Origin of the sequence: Streptomyces sp. NPDC126499 (genome assembly GCF_040302485.1) — a bacterium.
Taxonomy (GTDB): Bacteria; Actinomycetota; Actinomycetes; order Streptomycetales; family Streptomycetaceae; genus Streptomyces.
The window spans coordinates 26,657-50,048 of record NZ_JBEOUO010000031.1; the positions used below are offsets into that span (position 1 = coordinate 26,657).

Consider the following 23,392-nt stretch of genomic DNA (forward strand, 5'->3'; position numbering starts at 1 on the left):
TTTTGATGTTCCTTCCGGGCCGTCGCCCGGCAGGCCGTCGAACCCGAACCGGCGGGACATCCGGCACCACATGTACGTGGGGACTCTGTCCTTCGATCTGCTCCTCGGCGACGTTCATTCGTTGAAGGAGAAACGCTCCGTCGTCCGGCCCATCGTCGCCGAGCTCCAGCGCAAGTTCTCCGTGAGCGCGGCCGAGGTGGGCGACCAGGACCTCCATCGCAGGGCCCGTGTGGGGGTCGCGCTGGTCGCCGGGGACGCGGGATTCGTGTCGGACGTGCTCGACCGCTGTGAGCGGCTGGTCGCGGCCCGGCCCGAGGTGGAGCTGCTGTCGGTGCGCCGCAGACTCCACACTGATGAAGACTGAACGAGCAAGGCAAAGAAGGAGAAGGACCAGTGGCCGACAACGCGCGGGCGAAGAAACTGGCGGACCTCATCCGGGAGGTGGTCGCCGAGAAGCTGCAGCGCGGCATCAAGGACCCGCGCCTGGGTACGCACGTGACCATCACGGACACCCGCGTCACCGGTGACCTGCGGGAGGCCACGGTCTTCTACACGGTCTACGGCGACGAGGAGGAACGGGCCAGCGCCGCCGCCGGCCTGGAGAGCGCCAAGGGCATCCTGCGCTCGGCCGTCGGCCGGGCCGCGGGCACCAAGTTCACCCCGACGCTCACCTTCGTGGCCGACGCCCTCCCGGAGACCGCCCGGAACATCGAGGACCTCCTCGACCAGGCGCGGGCCTCCGACGCCAAGGTGCGCGAGGCGTCCTCGGGCGCCACGTTCGCCGGCGACGCCGACCCGTACAAGAAGCCCGGCGAGGACGAAGCCGCCGAATGAGCAAGGCAACCACCACCACGCCCGACGGCCTTGTCATCGTCGACAAGCCGTCGGGCTTCACTTCGCACGACGTCGTCGCCAAGATGCGCGGGATCGCCAGGACCCGCCGGGTCGGGCACGCCGGCACGCTCGACCCCATGGCCACGGGCGTCCTCGTCCTCGGCGTCGAGCGGGCGACCAAGCTGCTCGGTCACCTCGCGCTGACCGAGAAGGAGTACCTGGGCACGATCCGCCTCGGGCAGACCACGATCACCGACGACGCCGAGGGCGAGATCACGGCGTCGGTCGACGCGTCGAAGGTCACCCGCGAGCGGATCGACGCGGGCGTGGCCGAGCTCACCGGCGACATCATGCAGGTGCCGTCGAAGGTCTCCGCCATCAAGATCGACGGCAAGCGGTCCTACGCGCGCGTGCGCGGCGGCGAGGAGTTCGAGATCCCGGCCCGGCCGGTCACCGTCTCCTCCTTCCAGGTGTACGACGTGCGGGAGGCCACCGCCGAGGACGGCACCCCGGTTGTCGACCTCGTCGTCTCCGTCGTCTGCTCCTCCGGCACCTACATCCGGGCGCTCGCCCGCGACCTGGGCGCCGGACTGGGCGTGGGCGGCCATCTGACCGCCCTGCGCCGCACCCGGGTCGGCCCGTACAAGCTGGACGCGGCCCGCACCCTGGACCAGCTCCAGGAGGAGCTGACGGTCATGCCGGTCGCCGAGGCGGCCGCGGCGGCGTTCCCGCGCTGGGACGTCGACGAGAGGCGGGCGCGCCTGCTGCTGAACGGCGTCCGCCTGGAGATGCCGGAGTACCCGGCCGGCCCGGTCGCGGTCTTCGGCCCGGACGGGCGGCTCCTCGCCCTGGTCGAGGCGCAGCGGGGCAAGGCGAAGAGCCTGGCCGTCTTCGGCTGAGCCGTAGCGCGGCCGTCGGGCTCGTGGGCGGGGCACCCCTGGGGGTGCCCCGCCCCTCTTTTCTCCCTCCTTCACCCCTTCGGGCGGGCGCTCGAAGTGAACGGGGGGAGCGCGAGGGGGCGCGTTCGGCAGGTGCACTGCCCCGGTGATCACCGGACGCCTACCGTCGAACCATGGGGAGCGGGAACCGGACGACGCTGGTACGGATCGAGGATCCGTCCGGCCGGTCCGTCGGCACCGGATTCCTCGTCGACCACCACGGCACCGTCCTCACCGGCCACGAGGTCGTCGCCGGCGCCGGCCCCGAAGGCCTGCTGCTGCGCGCCCCCGGCGGCCGAAGCGTCCATGTCGCGCCCGCCGCCATCACCCCGCTGCCCGACAGCGGGCTCGCCGTCGTCCGCACCGAGGGCCTGGACGCCCGCCCGCTGCCGCTGTCCACCCGGCAGGACCTCGAACCGGGTACGTACGTGCGGATCGAGGCCCACGGCTGGCGCGAGGCGCGCGTGCTCGGGGCCACCGCCGGACCCGCGCTCGAACTCGCCATCGGCACCGAGGGCGCCGAGGCCCTGCGCGAGGGCGGACCCGCCGCCGGCGGCCCCGTTCTCGACCCCGTCACCGGAGCCGTCCTCGCCGTCCTCGGCACCGCCCGGCACGGCGACCGGCGCGCCGCCGGCCACGCCCTGCCGATCCCGCCCGCCGGCCCGCTCGCCCCGCTCCTGCGACGCAACGCCGTCACCGTCCCCTGCTACGGTCGCGACCTCAACCCGGCCGGCGTCCTGGAGCTCACCGCCACCACGACCGGGACCCACGAGGACCTCCCGCCCGCCCGCGTCCACGACGACGGCACCACCCCGGTCCTCGCCGTCGTCGGCGCCCCCGGCACCGGCCGCAGCACCGCCCTCGCCAACCTGGCCGCGGCCCGCGCCCACGGGCCGGAGCCCGAGCCCACCGTCTGGCTGCGCGGCGCCGACCTGCGCGCCGACGACCGCTGCGTCGCCGACGCCATCGGCCGCGCCCTGCGCCGGGCCGGGCGGGTCGCCGCCGCCTCCGGCACCCCGGGCGACCCCGCCGCCGTCACCCCCGAACAGGCCGCCGCCCACGGCCCCCTCCTCGTCCTCCTCGACGGCCCCGAGGAGATGCCGCCGCACCTCGCCCACCGCCTCGCCGCCTGGACCACCGCCACCGAACGGTGGCTCGCGGAGCACGGCGCCCGCCTCGTCGTCGCCTGCCGCCCCGAACACTGGGAGCAGGCCCGCGGGCTGTACGAGGCCGAGCCCCGGGCCGTCGTCCTCGACGACCTCACCGAGGCGGAGGCCGCCGAGGCCCGGCGGCGCCACGGCGTCCCCGACGACGCCATCGCCGAGGAGGACGCCCGCCACCCCCTCGCCCTGCGGCTCCTCGGCGAGCTCCGGGCGGCCACACGGGGCGACCTGCCCGGGCGGCCCGACCGGCACCAGATCTTCCAGGCCCACCTGGACCTGATGTGCCTGCGCGTCGCCGTACGCATCGCCGCCGCCCAGCGCCCCGTCCTGCGCGGCACCGCCGTACGCCGCCTCGCCGCCCGCGTCAGCGGCCAGGTCCACGAGGCCGCCCGCCGCTGCCTCGGACCCGGCCAGGGCGAACTGGACCGCGCCTCCTTCGAGGAGCTCTTCCCCTGGCGCACCGGCTGGGCCTCCGCCGTCCTCACCGAGTCCCTCCTCGTCCCGGCGGGCGCCGGCTACCGCTTCTGCCACGAGGAGGTCGCCGACTGGCTCCAGGGCACCCACCTCGACATCGACCGCGCCCTCGACAGCCTGATCCACCACCCGGCCCCCCTCCCCGTCCCCCGCCACCGCATCGGCCCCGTCCTCCAGTCCCTCCACCACCTCCACCACGACGACGGCCCGACGGGCCTGACCCCGCGGCTCATGCGCCTGGTGGACGCGCTGGAGGAGTTCGCGGGGCGTGCGGGTGCGGGTGCGAGTGCGGGGTGGGACGGCGGGGCGACGGAGGGGGCGGAGGGGCCCGTGACCGGGGCGGCCGTGGGGTGGTCGGTGGGGCTGGGGGCGCCTGGGGTGCCGGGGTCCGTGGCCGGGGCGGGAGGCGTGTCCAGTGCGCCTCTGGCCCCAGGGTCCGTGACCGGGGCGGGGCCACTGGTCGCCCCGGGGGCACCTGGCTGGGCGGTGGCCGCGCCGGAGGCGCCCGATGACCCACCGTCCGCTCCCGTCCCAGGGGCCTCGGGAGCTCCTTGGGCCCCCTGGACGGGAGGTTCCTCGGGCCCGCCTGCCGCTCCGTCCCCCGCCACGGGCCGGGGGCCCTTGGCCGTTCCTCCGGCCCGGGGCCGTCACCGGGCGGGTCCGGCGCCGACGGGTGCGACCGGACCAGGACGGCCGGAAGCCGACCAGGCCGAGGCGTGGCGCGACGGTCCGGGCCGGTCCGGGACCCACCCGCCTGACCGCCCTTCCGGCGCGGTGGGACGCGGGCCGGGCCCGGAATCCGATGCCGGGGTATGGGCGCCGCGCGCCTTCGGCGGTACCGATTCGGTCCCGATCGGCGGCGGCGTGCCGTCCGCCGGGGCCGCAAGGACGAGGGGCCGGCCTGCGGCCGGCGGGCCGGACGGCGGGGGGCAGAGCGGCACGGACCCCGCGGATGCGGCGTGGACCTCCGGCGCGGAGGCGGGGGCGGCGCTGAAGGCCGCCCACCCGACCGAGGCTGCCGACGAGGCCCCGGCAGGAGCCTGGTACAGCGCGAGCGGGGACGGCTCCCTGAGGCCGGGTCCGGGGCCGGGGACGGGGACGGGGGTGGTCGCGCCGCGTGGCGCCGTCACCCCGGTGCCCGCATCCGCAGACGACTCGGGGGCGGGGCCTGCGCCCGTACCGACGTCGGGGGAGCCCGGAGGCGCAGCCCTGGCTATGGAGACCACCGCCTGGGCGCGGGCTGCCGGAGCACCGCCCGCGCCCGGAGGCGCCCCGGTGTTGGCGGAGAGCGCACACCCGGGGGCCTGGGCCGCGGGCGCGTGGGGTTTTGCGGCGGCCGCCCCGGCGGGTACGTCCGGCGCGCCCCGAGGCGCAGCCCCGGCGACGGACAGCGCACATCCGGCCTGGGGCGCGGGCGCGGGCGCGGTCGCGTGGGGTTCCGCGGCGCCCGTCCCGGCGGGTACGTCCGGCGCGCCCCGAGGCGCAGCCTCGGGCATCGACCGGGTGTGGCCCGAGGACGCCGCTCCCGGTACGGCGCCCGTGGGGCCTGCCTCCGGGCAGCGGGCGGCCGCCGACGATCCGGCAGGGCGGCCCGGACCCGGCGCGGCCGTGGCACCGTGTGGTGTCGTCCCGCCCGGGTCGGGATCCGAGGGCGATCCCCTCGGACGCGAAGCGGTGTGGGCTTCGGCCGGGCCCGTCCCTGACGGACGCGCAGGCGCGGTGCCCCGGGCCAGGGAGGCGACGCAAGCGGCGAGGACGGCCGGCACGACGCCGATGCCGCCTGGCGTCGGTGGCGGTGCGCACGCGGCACTGCCCGAGGCAGACCTCCGGCAGCGGACGGCAGGCGACGGGGCCGTGGCCCAGGGCGGCGTCACCCCGCCAGGGACGGGGTCCCGGGGTGCGCCGGTCGGCGACGCAGCGGTGTGGGTCTCGGCCGGACCTGTCCTGCCGGTGTCGGCCGCTGACGAACGTGCGGGCACGGCGCCCCGCGCTGCGGACACCGCGCCCGCGGCATGGGCCGCCGATGCGGCGACCTGGACTTCGGCCGGGCCTGTCGCGGCGGCGCCCGCCCCTGGACGCCCAGGCGCGGTGTTCCGCACTACGGGCACGGCGCCTCCGGCGGGGGCTGCCAGGGCAGAGGGATGGGCTCCGGCCACCACGGAGACCGGACACCCTGCCGGGCTCACCTCAGCGGGGCCTGGCTTCGGCGAGAGCGGACACGCGGCTGAGGACGGCCTGCGGCAGGGGCCGGCCGCCGAAGGTCCGGCAGGGCGGGGACCGGTGGCGCCGCATGGCCTTGCCACGCCGGGCGTAGCCTCCGGCGCGCCCGGAGACGCAGACCCTGCCACAGGCTCCCCGTACCAGGCCTGGGCCGCCGGTGCGGTGGCCTGGGACTCGGCGGCGCCCGTGCCCGGCGCTCCTGGAGCCGCAGGCCCCGCCACGGACACCCCGTATCAGGCATGGGCCGCCGGTGCGGTGGGCTGGGACTCGGCGGCGCCCGTGCCTGGCGTTCCTGGAGACGCAGGCCCCGCCACGGACACCCCGTATCAGGCATGGGCCGCCGGTGCGGCGGCCTGGGACGCGCCCGCGCCCGGCGCGCCCGCAGCCGCAGGCCCCGCCACGGACACCCCGTATCAGGCATGGGCCGCCGGTGCGGCGGCCTGGGACTCGGCGGCGCCCGCGCCCGGCGTGCCCGGAGCCGCAGGCCCCGCCACGGACATCGCAGACGCGGTGAGTGCCGCCGGTGCGGCGGCCTGGGACGCGCCCGCGCCCGGGGCGCCCGCAGCCGCAGGCCCCGCCACGGACACCCCGTATCAGGCATGGGCTACCGGCGCGGCGGCCTGGGACTCGGCGGCGCCCGGCGTGCCCGGAGCCGCAGGCCCCGTCACGGACACCTCGTACCAGACAGGGGTTGCCGACTCGCCCGCGCCCGCGTCTGCCCTGCCCCGAGCCGCTGCCCCCGCCACGGACACCCCGCCCCAGGACCTGGCCCCCGGTGCGGCCGCCGGCCGGCCGGGGACTGCCGGGGGCTTCCGGCAGAGGGCGGCAGCAGCGGCCCCCCGGGACATCGCCACGCCCCAGCCCGCGTCCGCTTCCGGTGGGCCCGTCCCGGTGGGTCCTTCCTTCGGTCCGCTCCGAGGCGCCGAGCCTCCCGTGCGGGTCCCCCGGCCCCGTACGGCGGTGGTGGGCATGCGCGCCGAAGGGGTGTGGTGGGCCTCGCGGTTGCTGCGTGGGGTGCTCGGGCAGGTGCGGGACGCGCGGCCGTATCTGGCCGTGGTGCGGCGGCTCGCCGATCTCGTGGGCGCGGGCGCGGTGCACGGGTTCGGGGTGGAGTTCTGGGGCGGGCTGCGGGTCGGGGAGGGCGAAGGGCTCGATCTGCTGCGGCGGCTCGTGGTCGCCGACCCCCCGCCCGCCACGCGCGGCCCCCGGTTCCTCGACCCGGCCGCCGACCCCCCGCCCGCCACGCGCGGCCCCCGGTTCCTCGACCTCGCCGCCGCGCGGCTCGTCGCCGACCCGCGCGGCGTGCAGCCCCTGCTGTGCCGGTGGTTCGGGGACGAGCGGCCCCTCGTGGCCGCGCCCGGGGCCACCGTCGGCACCGCCGCCCAGGCGCTCCTGCACACCCACCGGTCGCTCGCCGTGGACGACCTCTGCGAGGCCCTGGTCGCCACCGCGCACCCGCTCGCCGAAGGGCTCCTCGCGGCGCTCGCCGAGGACGAGCCGGCGGCGGTGTGCCGGGCCGTCGACCGGTGGGCGCACGACGACGGCCGGCCCGAGCGGCGCGCGGCGGCAGCGGCGTACGGGACCCTCGTCGCCCCGCACGCCACGGACCCCGCCGACCGCGGCACCCTGCGCTACGCGGCCCTCGCCCTGCTCGCCCGCCCCGACGACCGCCCCCTGCACGGCGCCGCCCTCGGGCTGCTGCTCCGCGACCCGGACGTGCGCGGCCGGTTCCTGCCGCGCGCGGTCGCCGACCCGGGGGTGCCCGTGGACGCCCTCGCCGCCGCGCTGCCCAGTCACCCCGAACCGGTCCTCGACGCCTTCCGGGCCCGGCTCGACGGCCCCGACGCCGCACCCGTCCTGCGTGCCCTCGCCGAGGTCGACACGCCCCGCCTCGCGCGCCGCGCGGCCGGCCTCGTCGCCGAGTACGCCGAACGGCACCCGGAGGGTGCCCCGCTGGTCGCCGCCTTCGTCGACCGCCGCCTCGAAGAGGGGCCCGAGGCCCGCTGCGTCCTGCACCCCCTGGTGATCCGTCTCCTGACGCTCCCGGCGACCCGGGCCGCCCTCGCTCCCGTCCTGGCCGCCCCCGGCACCGGCGCCTCACGCTTCCTGCGCACAGAGCTGTGCGCCGAACTCCGAGACATGGCCAACACCATGCCGATGCCTACGAAGCCGCATGCTCATGGCAGTCTTAGACCTGCGCCAACAGGCGTACACGCGGACATGGGTACAGGCGGACGAGGAGCGGTCACAGTGCAGCGCTGGCGTGGCTTGGAGGACATTCCCCAGGACTGGGGGCGCAGCGTCGTCACCATCGGCTCCTACGACGGCGTGCACCGCGGGCACCAGCTGATCATCGGCCGGGCCGTGGAGCGCGCCCGCGAACTGGGCATCCCCTCGGTGGTCGTCACCTTCGACCCGCACCCCTCCGAGGTCGTCCGCCCCGGCAGCCACCCGCCGCTGCTCGCCCCGCACCACCGGCGGGCCGAGCTGATGGCCGAGCTCGGCGTGGACGCGGTGCTGATCCTGCCGTTCACGGCGGAGTTCTCGCAGCTGTCCCCGGCGGACTTCATCGTCAAGGTGCTCGTCGACAAGCTGCACGCCAAGCGCGTGATCGAGGGCCCCAACTTCCGCTTCGGCCACCGGGCCGCCGGCAACGTCGACTTCCTGGCCGAGCTCGGCGCCACGTACGACTACGACGTCGAGGTGATCGACCTCCGGGTGAGCGGCACCGCCGGCGGCGGGCAGCCGTTCTCCTCGACGCTCGCCCGCCGGCTCGTCGCCGAGGGCGACATGGCGGGCGCCGCCGAGATCCTGGGCCGCCCGCACCGCGTCGAGGGCATCGTCGTGCGCGGCGCCCAGCGCGGCCGCGAGCTCGGCTTCCCGACGGCCAACGTCGAGACCCTGCCGCACACCGCGATCCCCGCCGACGGCGTCTACGCGGGCTGGCTGACCGCCGACGGCGAGCGGATGCCCGCCGCGATCTCGGTGGGCACCAACCCGCAGTTCGACGGCACGGAGCGGACCGTGGAGGCGTACGCGATCGACCGCGAGGGCCTCGACCTGTACGGCCTGCACGTGACCGTCGACTTCCTCGCCTACGTCCGCGGGATGCTCAAGTTCGACACCCTCGACGACCTGCTCGCGGCGATGGCCGACGACGTCGAGAAGTGCCGTGAGCTGACGGCCGCCTACGACCGGGGCGAGCGCCCGGTCACCACGTGACCGCCCGTCATCCGGCGACCGTCATCCCGTGACCGTCATCCCGTGACCGTCACCACGTGACCCACAGCTCCTTGGGCCCGCGGATCAGGCCCTTGGACTGGAACACCGTGTCCTCGGGGCGGCCCGCGAGCCGCAGCTCCGGATAGCGGGTGAGCAGCGTCGAGAGCATCACCTCGGACTCCATCCGGGTCAGCATCGCGCCCATGCAGTGGTGCGGCCCGTGGCCGAAGGAGACGTGCCCGACACCCGTACGGTCGAAGTCGACGGTGTGCGGGTCCTCGAACACCTCCGGGTCGCGGTTGGCGGCCAGGTAGGAGGCGTACACCGCCTCGCCCGCGCGGATCAGCACCCCGCCGACCTCCACGTCCTCCAGGGCGATCCGGGGCAGGCCGACGCCGTTGCGGTGCGGGATCCAGCGCAGCAGCTCGTCCACGGCCTGCGGCAGCAGCTCCGGTTCGGCGCGCAGCCGGGCGGTCAGGTCCGGCCGGGTGAGCAGCAGGTAGACCATGTTGGCGCTGTTGTTCCGTACCGCGTGCGCGCCGCTGATCAGGATCGCCATGGCGAGCGACACGGCCTCGTCGACGTCGACGCGGCCCTCGGCCAGGGACTCGGCGAGCACGCCGGCCAGGTCGTCGGACGGCTCGGCCCCGCGCTGTTCGAGGAGCCGGGAGATGTAGCCGTGGATCTGGGCCTTCGCCGCCCGGCTGCTCTCCGGGCCGGGCCCCGAGGACAGGATCAGATCCGGCCAGGAGGCGAGCTCGGCCCGGTCCTCCTCGGGGATGCCGAGCAGGTCGCACACCACCGCCATCGGCAGTGGGCCGTGCAGGTGCCTCATCAGGTCGGCGGGACGCCCCGCCCGCTCCATGGCGTCGAGGAGCCGGTCGGTGGTCGCCTGGGCGAGCGGGCGCAGCCGTTTGGTCGACTGCCCGGTGAACGCCTTCGTCACCGCCTTGCGCAGCTGGGTGTGGTACGGCGGATCGGCGTAGTTGAGCGCCGCCTTGGAGGCCACCATGTGGCCCGTCATCCCGGTCACCTGGCGTTCCAGCAGGGCCGTCCGGCTGAACCGCGGGTCCGAGGTCACCGCACGGACGTCGTCGTACCGGGTGACCAGCCACGCCTCGTGATCCGCGCCGAACGGCAGCCGGATCCGGGCGACGGGCTCGTCATGGAGCAGTTCGAGCAGCAGCGGGTCGAAGTCGAGGGCCGGCAGGTCTTCGACCGCCCAGGTGCGGACCGGCCGGGACCCGGCCGTCGGGGCCTGGGCGGGGGCCTGGGCCGGGGGAGGGGCCGCCGGGGGCGGGGAGGTGGTGGGTTCGGAGGTCATGAGAGGGCTGTTCCCGGCGGGGCCCGACGGCGACACGCCGAGCGCCGACAGCCCCCTGAACGGAGGACGCGCCGGTCCCGGCCGAGGTCACGTTCCGCGACCGGCCGGTCGCTCTCGCGGTTGCGGGCTCGCGACGGCGGGGTGAGTGTGGGCCCAGTTCACGGCGAACGAGACGAAGGAGCGCGTGTCGTGGTGACTCTGTGCAAACCCGCGGTGTCCGTACCCGAGTACGTGATCACGATGGAGGAGACCCTCGACCTCGCCCGCTCACGCCATGCCGACCACCCCCAACTGGCCCTCGCCCTGCGGCTGATCGGGAACACCGGGGTCACCCGTCGGCACATCGTGCAGCCGATCGAGGAGACCCTGAAACATCCCGGATTCGAGGAGCGCAACGCGCTCTACGAGGCCGAGGCGAAGGCCCGCGTCCCGGCGGTGATCAAGGAGGCCCTGGACAACGCCGGGCTGGGCCCCGAGGACATCGACATGATCGTGTACGTGTCGTGCACGGGCTTCATGATGCCCTCGCTCACCGCCTGGCTGATCAACACCATGGGCTTCCCCAGCCACACCCGGCAGATGCCCATCGCCCAGCTCGGGTGCGCGGCGGGCGGCGCGGCCGTCAACCGGGCACACGACTTCTGCACGGCGTACCCGGACGCCAACGTCCTCATCGTGGCCTGCGAGTTCTGCTCGCTGTGCTACCAGCCCACCGACCTGGGCGTCGGATCGCTGCTGTCCAACGGCCTGTTCGGCGACGCGGTGGCCTCCGCCGTCGTCCGGGGCCGCGGCGGCACCGGCATCGCCCTGGAACGCAACAACTCCTACCTCGTGCCCGACACCGAGGACTGGATCGCCTACAGCGTCCGCGCCACGGGCTTCCACTTCCTGCTCGACAAGCGGGTGCCCGGCACCATGGAGCCGCTCGCGCCCGCGCTGCGCGAACTCGCGGGCGAGCACGGCTGGGACGCCGGCAAGCTGGACTTCTACATCATCCACGCGGGCGGCCCGCGCATCCTGGACGACCTCAGCCGCTTCCTCGAAGTGCCCCCGGAGGACTTCCGCTTCAGCCGGGCCACCCTGACGGAGTACGGCAACATCGCCAGCGCCGTCGTCCTGGACGCGGTGCGCCGGCTCTTCGACGAGGGCGGTCTGCCCGAGGGCGCGCGGGGGATCCTGGCCGGCTTCGGCCCGGGCATCACCGCCGAGATGTGCCTGGGGCGGTGGACGAACGGGCAGCCCGCGCAGGAGACGAGCCTGAACGCGCGCCGCATCGTGGGCTACTCGCCCCGGCACGCCACCCCGGTCCGCACCACCGCCGCCTGACCGCGCACCGGGCCCGTACGGCGCTTCCGCTCCCGGCCCGGCCGCGTCCCCGACCTCACCCCACCCCCTGTACCGCCCCGCTCCCCACCGCAGAGGAGATTCCCATGACCGCCACGCCACCCTCCCTCCGCAGATCGCTGCGCGGCCCCGCCGCCCTCGCCGTCCTGGTCGCCGCGGCCTCCCTCACCGGCGTGCCCGCCCATGCCTCCGCCCGTGTCCCCATGCACCAGTGCTGGATCAACGACGTCCCCGCCCCGCCCGGCGCCCAGGTCAACGGCACGCCCCAGGACGACCACATCTTCTGCGACAGCGACATCGAGGGCGTCACCGTCTCCGGCGGCAACGGCAACGACATGATCGAGATCAGGGGTCTGGTCATCGACTCGGCCGTGCTGGGCGGTGAGGGCGACGACGTCATCCGCGCCAAGCACCTGGTGCCGCAGACCACCTTCAGCATGGTGCGCGGCAACCGGGGCAACGACGTCATCAAGGTGGCCACCGTGCACGGCGACGGGGCCAAGCTCGGTGCCGTCGTCCACGGCGACGACGGCAACGACAAGATCACCACCGGCTCGGTCCACGGCGCGCCCGGCCAGTTCAACCGCGGCGGCGGCATCGTCACCGGCAACGACGGCGCCGACACCATCAAGACCGGCGTCATCGACTTCTCCGGGCGGGTCCTCGGCGGCAGCGAGAACGACACCATCGAGGCCGCCGCGCTCGGCCCCGAGTCCGGCGGCATGATCCAGTCCGGCCCCGGCGACGACACCATCCAGGGCCCCGGCGGAGCCGTGCTGATCGTGGGCGAGCACTGGGGCACGGTGGACGCCGGCGTCGGCAAGGACACCTGCACCGTGAAGTCCGTCTCCACCCGGACCTCCATCAGCTCCTGCGAGATCCTCCCGAAGGGCTCCGTGCCCCAGAAGCCCGCGGGCCAGCCGCAGAACCCGGCAGCCCCGGACTCCGCGGCGAAGCCGCCCCAGGAGCAGGGCCAGAACCAGGACCAGGAGCAGAACCCGAACCAGGAGCAGAACCAGCACCAGGCACAGCCGCCGCAGGACCCCACGGCCCCGCACTCCGAGGTGAAGCCGCCGCACGACCAGGCACAGCCGCCGCAGGACCAGGGGCAGCCGTTCCCGAACCTGGTGCCGCCGCCCTTCTAGGACGGCCGGCACGGCCCGCACGACCGGCGCAGCCCGTCCGGTCTGGACGGGCCGCACGACCCGCACAGCCCGCACAAGCCGGACGGGACACCCGTCACACCCGTCCGGCCCGCGCCCAGTGACAGGCCGCCTCCACCCGGTCCGCGCCCGCCGCGAGGACCGGAAGGTCCTCCGTACGGCAGCGCTCCGCCACCCCGGCCGCCTCACCCGAGGCCAGCACCGGGCAGCGCACGTGGAAGCGGCAACCGGACGGGATGCGGGCCGGGTCCGGGGGCTCGCCGGTCAGCACCACCGGATCGCCCTCGGACTCCGGAAGGACCGACAACAGCGCCCGCGTGTACGGGTGCCGGGGGCTCGTCAGGACCGACTCGACGGGCCCCGTCTCCACGATCCGGCCCAGGTACATGACCGCCACCCGGTCCGCGATGTTCCACGCGAGGCCCAGGTCATGGGTCACCACCAGGGCCGACAGGCCGAGTTCGTCGCGCAGGCGCAGCAGCAGGGCCAGGATCTCACCGCGTACCGACGCGTCGAGCGAGGCGACCGGCTCGTCCGCGACGATCAGCTCGGGCGCGAGGACGAGCGCGCCCGCGATGACCACCCGCTGGCGCTGCCCGCCGGACAGCTCGTGCGGATAACGGAGGAAGAAGCGCTCCGGGGGCCGCAGCCCGGCCCGCGCCAGGGCCTCGGCGACCGCCGCCCGCTCGTCCCCCGCGTACCCGTGGATCCGCAGCCCCTCCGCCACCGCGTCGTACACCGTGTGCCGCGGGTTCAGCGAACCGCTCGGGTCCTGAAGGACCAGCTGGGCCCGCTTCCGGTAGGCCCTCAGCGCCTTCCCCGTGTACGACAGCGGCTCGCCCGCGAACCGCACCGTGCCCCCGCTCGGCCGGACCAGGCCGAGCAGCGAGCGGGCGAGCGTCGTCTTGCCGCACCCCGACTCGCCGACCAGGGCCACGATCTCGCCCGCGCCGATGTCCAGGTCCACCCCGTCCACCGCCCGCGCGGCCGGCGCGCCCCGCCGCCCGGGGAACTCCACCCGCAGGCCCTTCGCCGACAGCAGCGGCCGCAGCGGCCCGGAAGAACTCATGACGTGCTCCCCACCTGGGTTCCGACGTGTACGCAGGCCGCCCGGCGCCCCTCGCCCGCCTCCCGCAGCTCCTGGTCCCGCTCCGCGCACCCGTCCACGGCCACCGGGCAGCGCGGATGGAAGGTGCAGCCGCCCGGCAGGTCGGCCGGGTCCGGCGGGTCGCCCGGCAGCCCGCGCGGGGCGCGCCGCGACGCCGGATCGCCGATGCGGGGGAACGCCGAGGACAGCGCCCGCCCGTACGGATGGGCGGCGGCCTCGTACACCGCCTTCGCCGGACCCTCCTCGACCACCCGCCCCGCGTACATCACGGCCAGCCGGTCGCAGGTGTCCGCCAGCACCGCCAGATCGTGGCTGATCATCAGCAGACCGATGTCCTGCTCGGCGACGAGCCGCTCGATCAGCCGCAGGATCTGCGCCTGGATCATCACGTCGAGCGCGGTGGTCGGCTCGTCCGCCACGATCAGCAGCGGATCGCAGGCCAGGGCCATCGCGATCATCACACGCTGCCGCTGCCCGCCGGACAGCTCGTGCGGATACGCCGCCGCCCGCGCGGCCGGCAGACCCACGTGCTCCAGGAGCTCCCCGACCCGGGCGCGGGCCGCCGCCGGGGTGGCCCGGCCGTGAACGAGCAGCGGTTCGGCGATCTGGTCGCCGATCCGCCGTACCGCGTTCAGCGAGTGCATCGCGCCCTGGAAGACGATCGACGCGCCCGCCCAGCGCACGGCCCGCAGCCGCCCCCACTTCATGGTGAGGACGTCCTCGCCGTCGAGCAGGATCTCCCCGGTCGTCCGCGCCGACGCCGGGAGCAGCCGGAGCAGCGCGAGCGCCATCGTCGACTTCCCGCACCCGGACTCGCCCGCGACCCCGAGCTTCCGCCCGGCCGGCAGGGTGAGGTCGACGCCCCGTACGGCCGGGACGGCGGCCGCCCCCGACCCGTACGTCACGCTCAGGTTCCGTACCTCCAACAGCGGGCGCGTGCTCAACGCCCCACCCCCAGCCTCGGGTTGAGGACAGACTCGATCGCCCGCCCGCACAGGGTGAACGCGAGCGCGACCAGCGCGATCGCGATCCCGGGCGGCGCCAGGTACCACCAGTGCCCGGACGAGACGGCGCCCGCCTCGCGGGCGTCCTGGAGCATCCCGCCCCACGAGACCACGGTCGGATCGCCGAGCCCCAGGAAGGCCAGGGTCGCCTCGGTGAGGATGGCGGTCGAGATGCCGAGCGTGGTCTGGGCGAGCACCAGCGGCATCACGTTCGGCAGCACGTGCCGGGTCATGACGTGTCCGTGACCGCCGCCGAGCGCCCTCGCCCGCTCGATGTACGGGCGGGACTCGACCGCGATGGTCTGCGCCCGGACCAGCCGGGCGGTCGTCGGCCAGCTGGTCACCCCGATGGCCAGGATCACCGTCCACATCGACCGGGACATCACGGTCGCGAGCACGATCGCGAGGACCAGGGCCGGCATCACCAGGAACCAGTCGGTGATCCGCATGAGGACGGTGGAGAACCAGCCGCCGTAGTGCCCGGCGACGATCCCCACGAGGGTGCCGATGGCCACCGACAGCGCCGCGGCCATGAGGCCGACCAGGAGCGAGATCCGCGCGCCCCAGATCAGCAGGCCGAGCAGCGAGCGCCCGAACTGGTCGGTGCCCAGCGGGAACTCGGCGCTCGGCGACTCCAGCGCGGTGCCGGGCGCGTTCGTCACCGACTGCACGTCGGCGCCGACGAGCAGGGGCGCGGCGAGCGCGACGAGCCCGATGAGGGCGAGCCCGAGCAGGCCGTAGAGGCCGGCCCGGTGGCTCCGGTACCGCTTCCAGAAGCGGGCGACCGTGCCGCGTCTGCGTTGCCAGGTCAGCGAGGTCTTCGTCGGTGCGGTCTTCGTCGATGGAGTCTTCTGCGCTTCGGTCTTCGTCGGCGAGGTCATCGGCCCACCCGGGGGTCGAGCAGCGGATAGAGCAGGTCGGCGATCAGGTTCATCACGATCATCGCGCCGGCGAACACCACGAACAGGCCCTGCACCAGCGGCAGATCGGGCACGCTGAGCGCCTGGTAGAACAGGCCGCCGAGGCCCGGCCAGGAGAACACCGTCTCCACCAGGATGGAGCCGGCCGCCACATGGCCGAGGTTGATGAAGACCATCGTCACCGTCGGCAGCAGCGCGTTCGGTACGGCGTGCCGGCGTCGTACGGCGTCGTCGCGCAGCCCCTTCGCGCGGGCGGTGGTCAGATAGTCGCCGCCCATCTCGTCGAGCAGCGAGGACCGCATCACGAGCAGGGTCTGCGCATAGCCCACGGCGACCAGGGTGAGCACCGGCAGCACCATGTGGTGGGCGACGTCGAGCACATGGGCGAAGCCGGTCTCGCCCGTGCCGGACTCCATGCCGCCGGTCGGGAAGAGCCCGGGGACCGGTCCGACGCCCACCGAGAACACGATGATCAGCAGCAGCCCGAGCCAGAACGACGGCACCGACCACAGGGTCAGCGCCACGCCCGTGTTCAGCCGGTCGCCGAGGCTGCCGTGCCGCCACGCGGAGCGGGTGCCGAGCCACAGACCGAGGGCCGAGTACAGCACCACGGCCGTGCCGGTGAGCAGCAGCGTCGCCGGGAGCTTCTGCGCGATGAGCTCGCCGACCGGCGCGCGGAACTGGTACGACAGGCCGAGGTCGCCGGTCAGCGCCTTGGCGCAGTAGTCGGCGAACTGCTGCCACAGCGGCAAATCGAGGCCGAACTGTCTGCGCAGCGTGGCGAGTTGCTCGGCGGTGGTGGGCATCCCGTGGGTCATCGTCTTCACCGGGTCGCCCGGGATGATCCGGAACAGGAAGAAGCTGGTGACCAGGACGGCGAGGAGCGAGACGGCCGCGCCGGCCACCTTCCCCGCCGCGTGACGGAGGTAGGCGGCGGCGGTACGGGCCCGCGCGCCGCCCTCGGAGGCGCGGACCGAGCCGGTGCCGGCACCGCTGTCGCTGTCGCTGTCGCTGTCGCTGCCGGTGCCGGTGCCGGTCCGCGTCACCGGGGCGGGAGTGCTTGCGCTCGTCACGGGCTACTCGCGGTCGTCGGCGGTGGAGCGGCGGCGCAGCCCGAGGAAGATCCCGATGGCGACGACGGCCACGACGGCCGCGCCGATCCCGGTCACCACACCGGCGGAGGACCCGCCGCCGGAGCCGTCGCCGGCGGTCCGCGCCGCGGGCACGGCCGACCACCAGCTCCAGTAGCCGTCCTGCCCCCACAGGTTGCCGGCCGCCTCGGGCATGGTCGTGATGGAGCCGATCTGGTCCGTGCGGTAGGCCTCCAGGGCGTTCGGGTACGCGAGGACGTTCATGTAGCCGGTGTCGTAGAGCCGCGACTGCATCCGCTTGACGATCTCGGCGCGCTTGGCGGGGTCGTACTCGGCGGCCTGCTGCGCGTAGAGCGCGTCGAACTCCCGGTCACAGATGAAGTTGTCGGTGGCGCCGGTGTCCTTGGGGGTGGCGGGCAGCGTGCCGCAGGTGTGGATGGACAGCACGTAGTCAGGGTCGGGGTTCACCGACCAGCCGTCGAAGGCGAGGTCGTAGTCGCCCTTCACCCACGGGTCGGAGACGCTGTCGAGGCACTCGACCTTCAGCCCGATGCCGAGCTTGCCCCACCACTCCTGCAGGTACTTGCCGACGGCCTTGTCATTGGGGTCGGTGGCGTGGCACAGGATGCGGAAGTCCAGCGGCCTGCCGTCCTTGCCGACCCGCTTGCCCGCACCGTTCAGCCGGTAACCGGCGGCGTCCAGCACCCGCGCCGCCTCGGCGGGGTCGTAGGAGCGCTTCTGCCCCTCGGCCGGCTTCCAGAAGTACGAGGAGAAGCGCGGCGGGATGTAGCCCTCGCCCTCGACGGCGTGCCCCTGGAAGACCTTGTCCACGAGGGTGGCGCGGTCCACGGCGAGGAACAGCGCCTTGCGCACCTCGGGGTCGAGCAGGGCCTTGTGCCCGTTGCCGAAGGTCCGGCCGTCCTTGGCGCGCGCCCCCGGGTTGGTGGCGAGGGCGAAGAAGCGGCGGCCGGGCGCGTCGTTGACCTTGATGTTCTCGTGCGACTTCAGAGCCGCGGCCTGAGCGGGCGTCAGGTTCGGTACGAAGGACACCTCGCCCTTCTGGAGGGCGGCGACGGCCGCGTCACCGTCCTTGTAGTACTTGAAGACCAGCTCGTCGAACTTGGGCGCCCCGCGCCAGAACTTCTTGTTCGGCTTCAGCTTGATGTACTGGTCGACCTTGAAGTCCGTGATGACGAAGGGGCCGTTGCCGACGATCGGGAACTGCCGGTCGTTGTTGAACTTCGAGAAGTCGGTGACCTTCTCCCAGACGTGCTTGGGCACGATCGGCACGTCCAGGGCCGTCATCGTCGCCTGCGGCTTCTTCAGCTCGATGACCAGGGTCTGCGGGTCGGGCGCGGTGACCTTCTTGAAGTTGGCCGTGAAGCTGCCGTTGGCGGTGGCCGCGTTCGGGTCGGTCATCATCGTGTTGAAGGTCCAGGCGGCGTCCTCGGCGGTGGCCGGCTTCCCGTCGGACCACAGCGAGTCCTCGCGGATCGTGTACGTCCAGGTCAGCTTGTCCGGCGAGGTCTTCCACGCGGTGGCCAGGCCCGGGATGGGGCGCGCGTCCTTCACGTCGTAGTTGGTCAGGTACTCGTAGGCCAGCCGGTGGATGCTGGTGGAGACGAGCTTCTGGGCGAGGAACGGCGACAGCGAGTCGACGCTCTGCGAGACGGCGACGGTGAGCGTCGTCGGAGCGGGCTTGTCGTCCGCCCGGGCCGCCGCCTGTGCCGCCCGGGCCGCCTGCGCCGCCGGGGCCGCGTGCGCCGACGGGGGGACCGCCATCAGCGAGGCGGCGACGACGCCGGCCGCGGCGAGCAGGCGGACGGCTCGGTGGGTGGGTGCCGGACGGGGTGGAGCCTTCGTGACCATGACCATGGGGCGTGACCTCGCGTCGGGATGCGTGCGTCGGGGGAAGTGCCGTGGATCTTGGGCTGACGATGGATGAAGCGAAGGTGTATCAGCGGTGGTCTGCCGTCGTCAACGATCCCTCAAACCCCGTGTGGTCTGCGGGAATGCCAGAAGGCCCCGTACCGGAACACCGGTACGGGGCCTCATTGGTCTACTCCTGTGACGCCCTACTGCTGAGGGGCTGGCGGCGCCTGCGGAGGCTGCTGCTGCCAGTTCGGCGGCGGCACCTGGCCCGGAGCCTGAGTCTGGCCCGGGACCTGGCCCTGGCTCTGCGGGTCGGCGTGCGGCGGCAGCGGCTGCGCCGGGGGCTGCTGCCAGCCCTGCGGCATGCCCGGCTGACCGGCCGGAGCGGGCGGCGCCCCGTACGGATGTCCGGGTGCCGGCGGTGCTCCGTACGGCTGACCCGCGGCCTGCTGCGGCGGGTACGGCTGCTGCGGGAACGGCTGCCCGGACGCGGGCGGACCGCCGTACGGCTGCCCCGGCACCTGCCCCGGCGCGGGCTGCTGCTGCGGATAGGGCTGACCGGCCCCAGGCTGGCCCGGCATCGGCTGACCGCCGGGCATCGGCTGACCGCCGGGCATCGGCTGGCCACCGGGCATCGGCTGGCCGGGGCCGGCCTGGGCCGGCATCGGCGGGGCCATGTGCGGAGGCATCCCGCCCTGACCGTCACCCGTCCACAGGCCCTGCGCCTGCTGCGCCCGTACGAAGTCCTCCGCCACCATCGCCGACAGATGGAAGTACGCCTCGCGGGTCTTCGGCCGCATCATGTCGAGGTCGACCTCGGCGCCCGCCGCCAGGTGCTCGTCGAACGGCACCACGACCACACCGCGGCAGCGGGTCTGGAAGTGCTGCACGATGTCCTCGACCTTGATCATCTTGCCGGTCTCGCGGACCCCGGAGATCACCGTGATCGACCGCTGCACCAGCTCCGCGTACCCGTGCGCGGACAGCCAGTCGAGCGTCGTCGACGCGCTGGAGGCACCGTCCACGGACGGAGTCGAGATGATGATCAGCTGATCGGCCAGGTCGAGCACCCCGCGCATCGCGCTGTAGAGCAGACCGGTGCCGGAGTCGGTCAGGATGATCGGGTACTGCTTGCCCAGGACGTCGATCGCCCGCCGGTAGTCCTCGTCGTTGAAGGTCGTCGAGACGGCCGGATCCACGTCGTTGGCGAGGATCTCCAGACCGGACGGCGCCTGCGAGGTGAAACGGCGGATGTCCATGTACGAGTTGAGGTACGGGATCGCCTGCACCAGGTCACGGATGGTCGCCCCGGTCTCGCGCCGCACCCGCCGGCCGAGCGTGCCGGCGTCCGGGTTCGCGTCGATGGCCAGGATCTTGTCCTGCCGCTCGGTGGCGAGGGTCGCGCCGAGGGCCGTGGTCGTCGTGGTCTTGCCGACGCCGCCCTTGAGGGAGATGACCGCGATCCGGTAGCAGGACAGCACCGGCGTCCGGATCAGCTCCAGCTTCCGCTGGCGCTCCGCCTCCTCCTTCTTGCCGCCCAGCTTGAAACGGGCCGAAGCACCCGGATTGCGGCTGGACTTGGGCTTCTGCTTGTTGTTGCGCAGCAGCCGGTCGGAGGACAGCTCGACGGCCGCGGTGTACCCGAGCGGGGCACCCGGCACCGAACGCTCACGCTGGTCGTGCGTCACCGCCGACGGCCACGCGGCCCCGGTCCGCGGATCGATCCCCGGCGAGCCGGGCCCGGGCGGCGCGGCCTGCGGGAAGCCGTAGCCGCCCTGGGGCGGCTGAGGCGCGTGGGGCGCGTGCGGAGCCTGGGGCACCTGCGGCGGTACGGGACCGGGGGCGGCGGCCTGGGGCTGCGGCTGGACCGGGGGCTGGGGCTGGGCCTGCGGCTGTCCGGGCTGCTGGCCGGGGTGCGGGAAGCCGTAGCCGCCCTGCGGGCCGGGGGCCGGGGCCGGGGGCTGTCCGGGCTGGTGGCCGGGGTGCGGGAAGCCGTAACCGGCGTGCGGACCGGGGGCCTGGGGCTGTCCGGGCTGCTGGTCGGGATGCGGGAAGCCGTAGCCGGCGTGCGGCGGCTGGACCGGGGGCTGGGGCTGGGTCTGCGGCTGTCCGGGCTGGCCGGGGTGCGGGAAGCCGTAGCCGCCCTGCGGCGGTACGGGGCCGGGGGCGCCCGGCACCGGAGGCGGGGGCCAGGCCCCGGCGGCCGGCAGCGGCGCGGCCTGGGGCTGCGGCTGGTCGCCCGGGGCGCCCTGCGCGGGCCACTGGGGCGCGGAGGCGGGCGTCGCGGGCTGGAACGACGGCGGCAGCGGCGGAAGCCCGGGGCTCTGCGGCGGCAGCGGGGCCCCGACGGGCGGCAGCGGCGCGGCCGGTGCGGCGTCCTGCGGCTGCCCGGCGGGCGCGGCGGCGTCCGGGGCGTCGCCGGTGCCGGTGGCAGCGGCGGTGTCGCTGTCGTCGGCCGGGGCCGTCTCCGGCGTGTCCGGGCCGGGCTCGGTGCCACCGGTGTCGGCACCCGGCGCGTCCGATGTGTCGGCCGTGGCGGCCGGGGTGTCCGTCGGGTCGCCCGCGGGCGACCCGGTCTCCGCGTCGCCGCCGGCCGCCGGAGCGTCGTCCTTACCGGCGCTCACGGTCGCCTCGGCTCCCTCGGCGCTCTCGGCACCTTCGGTGCCCGAGCCGGTCGCGTGGGCGGCATCGGTAGCGGACCCCTCGGCGGCGCCTCCCGCGTCGTCGGCCGCACCGCCGCCCGCATCCTCGGTCGTGACCGGTGCGGCGGTCGCCTCTTCCACGGCGCCGGTGGCGCCGACGGGCTCCTGCGCGGAGTCCCGTACGGTCTCCTCGGCCTGCTGCGGCGGGACTTCGGGGCGCGCGGCCGTGGCCGCGTCCTGGCCGTCCACGCGGCCGGTGGTGTCCAGGGTGGCCGGCGCCGGGGCCGGCGCGGTGTCGGCCGGGGCCGCCTGCTCCTCTGCCAGTGCCGCCATCTCGCGCTTCAGCGCGGCGGGGGAGAAGCGCATGGTCGCCCCGCTCTCCACGTCCCCGCCGCCGAACGGCGCAGGTGCGGGCGCGGGCTCGGAGGCGGGCTCCGGTGCGGCAGCGGGTGTGGGAACGGCCGGCGGCACCGGGGCGGCCGGCGGCGGAGGCGTCGGGGCCCAGGTCGGCTCGTAACCGCCACCCGTCGGGACGCCGGGCACCGCGACCGGGGCGCCGGTCGGCGGTGGAGGCGTGGGGACCCCGCCACCCGTACCGCCCGACGACGCGTTCTGCGTGTACCAGGCCGGCGGGGTGTAGTCGATGGTGAACTCACCCGTCATCTCGGCGGGATCTGCGTCGGACTGATCGTCGACGGGCGGGTTCCAACCCCCGTTGATCTCGTCCCGATCGCGGTTCACTTTGCCTCCTGGTGTGGTCGCGCACCCTTGTGCAGTCGTGGGCGGGCACATCCCACCCTAAACGCCAACCGGGTCCGCCGGGCAGGGCCGTCGGCCCGCCGCCGCCCCTCGCGCCGACGGCGCGCGTCCCCAAGTGACCCGCAGGTACCGGAGAGTGAAACCCCGGGTGCCCCGAACCCACACAAAAGCGGACAGGTTCGGCTGAATCTCGTGTGGTTCCGCTGTGATTCTCGTGTGCTCCCCGGGCCCGACCCGGTTCAGTCCATCCGCCGGGCGCCGCCCAGCAGTCCGGTCTCGGCGTCCGTCGCCTGCGTCATGACGAACCGCCGGTCGTTCGGCGTGCACCAGAGCGTGACCCCGTCGGCCAGCGTGGACAGCGCCTCCCACTCGGCGCGCTGCAGACCCATGATGCGGCCGATCTGCGCGGCCTCGTCGGGGGAGACCCGCTGCACCCCGACGAGCGAGGACTTCTCGAGCAGTCGCGGGGCGACCGGGCTCAGATAGGGGAGGAGCGTGACGACCGACTGCCAGGGGGCGGAGACGACCCGGCCGCGCGGCGGCCGCATGCCGCAGTCGCGGACGACGACCACGGGGCTGCCCGCCGACGCGCCCTGCGGCGGCACGCGGCCCACGTCGTGCAGGGTGACACAGGGCTGTCCGCCGCCGGCCGCCTGGGCGAGCGCCGTCCAGGCCTGCGCCCGGCCGGTCTCCACCGCGATGCGAGCACCGGTGGCCGCCGCCCGCAGCGCGAGCACCTGCGCGGTCCACAGACCGCCGATGAGCGTGACGTCGTACGGGCTGGGCTGGTTGATGCCGAGCACCGCGGGCCGCCCTTCGGCGTCCACGCCGATGACCACGCCGTCGTCGCCCACCGGCAGCGTCAGAGCGTCGAGTTGGTCCAGGGGGACGGAGTGACGGTCGCGGCGCGGGCCGATGAGCCCGAAGCCGAACCGGGGCTTCGTGCTCCGCCCCGCACGCCGAGCGGCCCGTCCGCCGCCCGCGCGGGCCCGCCGCGCGGGCGTACCGCCGGGCATCCCGCCCGACGCCCCGGCCGGGCCCCCACCGGCCACACCGCCCGCCACGAAGCCACCCGTCACGGGCCCACCGGCCGCCATCTGCCCACCGGCCACAGGTCCACCGTGCACCGGCCCACCGGCCACCGGCCCACCGGCCGCCATCTGTCCACCGGCCACCGGCCCACCGTGCACCGGCCCACCGGCCGCCACCGATCCACCGGCCATCTGCCCACCGTGCACCGGCCCGCCGCCCATCTGCCCACCTGCCGCCACGGGCCCGCCTGCCGGTCCACCCGCCACCGGTCCGCCCGCCACG

General features: G+C 75.0%; 14 protein-coding genes and 1 pseudogene. 7 read left to right on the forward strand and 8 right to left on the reverse strand.

All coding sequences use genetic code 11. The annotated features are described in order from the left end of the window. Positions 1-70 precede the first annotated feature (70 nt). From ABTZ91_RS31235 to ABTZ91_RS31255, 5 genes and pseudogenes are all read left to right on the forward strand, one after another. Positions 71-364, forward strand: a complete 294-nt coding sequence (locus ABTZ91_RS31235; protein WP_345485252.1) for a DUF503 domain-containing protein — start codon at positions 71-73, stop codon at positions 362-364. Positions 365-393: 29 nt separating this feature from the next. After that, entirely contained in the window at positions 394-834 is a 441-nt protein-coding gene (rbfA, locus tag ABTZ91_RS31240; protein WP_352080594.1) for a 30S ribosome-binding factor RbfA, read from the forward strand. Continuing rightward, complete coding sequence (truB, locus tag ABTZ91_RS31245) at positions 831-1,733, forward strand: tRNA pseudouridine(55) synthase TruB (RefSeq protein WP_352080595.1); 903 nt, start codon at positions 831-833, stop codon at positions 1,731-1,733. Before rbfA ends, truB begins: the two co-directional genes overlap by 4 nt. Positions 1,734-1,906: 173 nt before the next feature. Continuing rightward, positions 1,907-3,700 (forward strand): annotated as a pseudogene (locus tag ABTZ91_RS31250) (trypsin-like peptidase domain-containing protein); the annotation flags it as partial. Between the two features lie 4,179 nt (positions 3,701-7,879). Then, positions 7,880-8,851 carry a bifunctional riboflavin kinase/FAD synthetase gene (locus tag ABTZ91_RS31255; RefSeq protein WP_352080630.1) on the forward strand — a complete coding sequence of 324 codons (972 nt, stop codon included), beginning with the start codon at positions 7,880-7,882 and terminating at the stop codon, positions 8,849-8,851. 49 nt (positions 8,852-8,900) lie between these two features. On the opposite strand, the gene ABTZ91_RS31260 is transcribed toward ABTZ91_RS31255, so the two are convergent. Continuing rightward, the gene (locus ABTZ91_RS31260) at positions 8,901-10,175 is read right to left on the reverse strand and encodes a cytochrome P450 (RefSeq protein WP_352080596.1); all 1,275 of its coding nucleotides are present in this window, start codon (positions 10,173-10,175) and stop codon (positions 8,901-8,903) included. Positions 10,176-10,364: 189 nt separating this feature from the next. Between ABTZ91_RS31260 and ABTZ91_RS31265 the strand changes: the two genes are divergently transcribed. Together ABTZ91_RS31265 and ABTZ91_RS31270 are read left to right on the forward strand one after the other, a co-directional pair. After that, positions 10,365-11,501, forward strand: a complete 1,137-nt coding sequence (locus tag ABTZ91_RS31265) for a type III polyketide synthase (protein WP_352080597.1) — start codon at positions 10,365-10,367, stop codon at positions 11,499-11,501. A gap of 104 nt (positions 11,502-11,605) precedes the next feature. Then, the gene (locus ABTZ91_RS31270) at positions 11,606-12,664 is read left to right on the forward strand and encodes a hypothetical protein (RefSeq protein WP_352080598.1); all 1,059 of its coding nucleotides are present in this window, start codon (positions 11,606-11,608) and stop codon (positions 12,662-12,664) included. Positions 12,665-12,758: 94 nt separating this feature from the next. Here the strand turns inward: ABTZ91_RS31270 and ABTZ91_RS31275 are convergent, their stop codons facing one another. The 7 genes from ABTZ91_RS31275 to ABTZ91_RS31305 all read right to left on the reverse strand — a co-directional run bounded on the left by ABTZ91_RS31275 (position 12,759) and on the right by ABTZ91_RS31305 (position 23,094). Then, positions 12,759-13,751 carry an ABC transporter ATP-binding protein gene (locus tag ABTZ91_RS31275; protein ID WP_352080599.1) on the reverse strand — a complete coding sequence of 331 codons (993 nt, stop codon included), beginning with the start codon at positions 13,749-13,751 and terminating at the stop codon, positions 12,759-12,761. Next, positions 13,748-14,734, reverse strand: a complete 987-nt coding sequence (locus ABTZ91_RS31280) for an ABC transporter ATP-binding protein (RefSeq protein ID WP_352080600.1) — start codon at positions 14,732-14,734, stop codon at positions 13,748-13,750. Before ABTZ91_RS31280 ends, ABTZ91_RS31275 begins: the two co-directional genes overlap by 4 nt. Then, positions 14,731-15,675, reverse strand: coding sequence for an ABC transporter permease (locus ABTZ91_RS31285; protein ID WP_352080601.1), 945 nt, complete (start codon positions 15,673-15,675; stop codon positions 14,731-14,733). The genes ABTZ91_RS31280 and ABTZ91_RS31285 overlap by 4 nt, the downstream gene beginning before the upstream one ends. Next, on the reverse strand, positions 15,672-16,619 hold the full coding sequence (locus ABTZ91_RS31290; RefSeq protein WP_352080631.1) for an ABC transporter permease: 948 nt from the start codon (positions 16,617-16,619) through the stop codon (positions 15,672-15,674). The genes ABTZ91_RS31285 and ABTZ91_RS31290 overlap by 4 nt, the downstream gene beginning before the upstream one ends. 171 nt (positions 16,620-16,790) lie before the next feature. After that, positions 16,791-18,674: an ABC transporter substrate-binding protein gene (locus tag ABTZ91_RS31295; protein WP_352080632.1), complete on the reverse strand. Its 1,884-nt coding sequence runs from the start codon at positions 18,672-18,674 to the stop codon at positions 16,791-16,793. 206 nt (positions 18,675-18,880) lie between these two features. Beyond that, positions 18,881-22,060, reverse strand: a complete 3,180-nt coding sequence (locus ABTZ91_RS31300) for an SCO5717 family growth-regulating ATPase (protein ID WP_352080602.1) — start codon at positions 22,058-22,060, stop codon at positions 18,881-18,883. A 257-nt stretch (positions 22,061-22,317) separates the two neighbouring features. Beyond that, positions 22,318-23,094, reverse strand: coding sequence for a hypothetical protein (locus tag ABTZ91_RS31305; RefSeq protein ID WP_352080633.1), 777 nt, complete (start codon positions 23,092-23,094; stop codon positions 22,318-22,320). Positions 23,095-23,392: the final 298 nt, after the last annotated feature.

Bases quoted from the DNA above. Each gene is read 5' to 3' on its own strand.
- ABTZ91_RS31275 (WP_352080599.1), bottom strand. From the start codon at position 13,751: ATGAGTTCTTCCGGGCCGCTGCGGCCGCTGCTGTCGGCGAAGGGCCTG.
- ABTZ91_RS31305 (WP_352080633.1), bottom strand. From the start codon at position 23,094: ATGCCCGGCGGTACGCCCGCGCGGCGGGCCCGCGCGGGCGGCGGACGG.
- ABTZ91_RS31295 (WP_352080632.1), bottom strand. From the start codon at position 18,674: ATGGTCACGAAGGCTCCACCCCGTCCGGCACCCACCCACCGAGCCGTC.
- ABTZ91_RS31270 (WP_352080598.1), top strand. From the start codon at position 11,606: ATGACCGCCACGCCACCCTCCCTCCGCAGATCGCTGCGCGGCCCCGCC.
- truB (WP_352080595.1), top strand. From the start codon at position 831: ATGAGCAAGGCAACCACCACCACGCCCGACGGCCTTGTCATCGTCGAC.
- ABTZ91_RS31285 (WP_352080601.1), bottom strand. From the start codon at position 15,675: ATGACCTCGCCGACGAAGACCGAAGCGCAGAAGACTCCATCGACGAAG.
- ABTZ91_RS31235 (WP_345485252.1), top strand. From the start codon at position 71: ATGTACGTGGGGACTCTGTCCTTCGATCTGCTCCTCGGCGACGTTCAT.
- ABTZ91_RS31260 (WP_352080596.1), bottom strand. From the start codon at position 10,175: ATGACCTCCGAACCCACCACCTCCCCGCCCCCGGCGGCCCCTCCCCCG.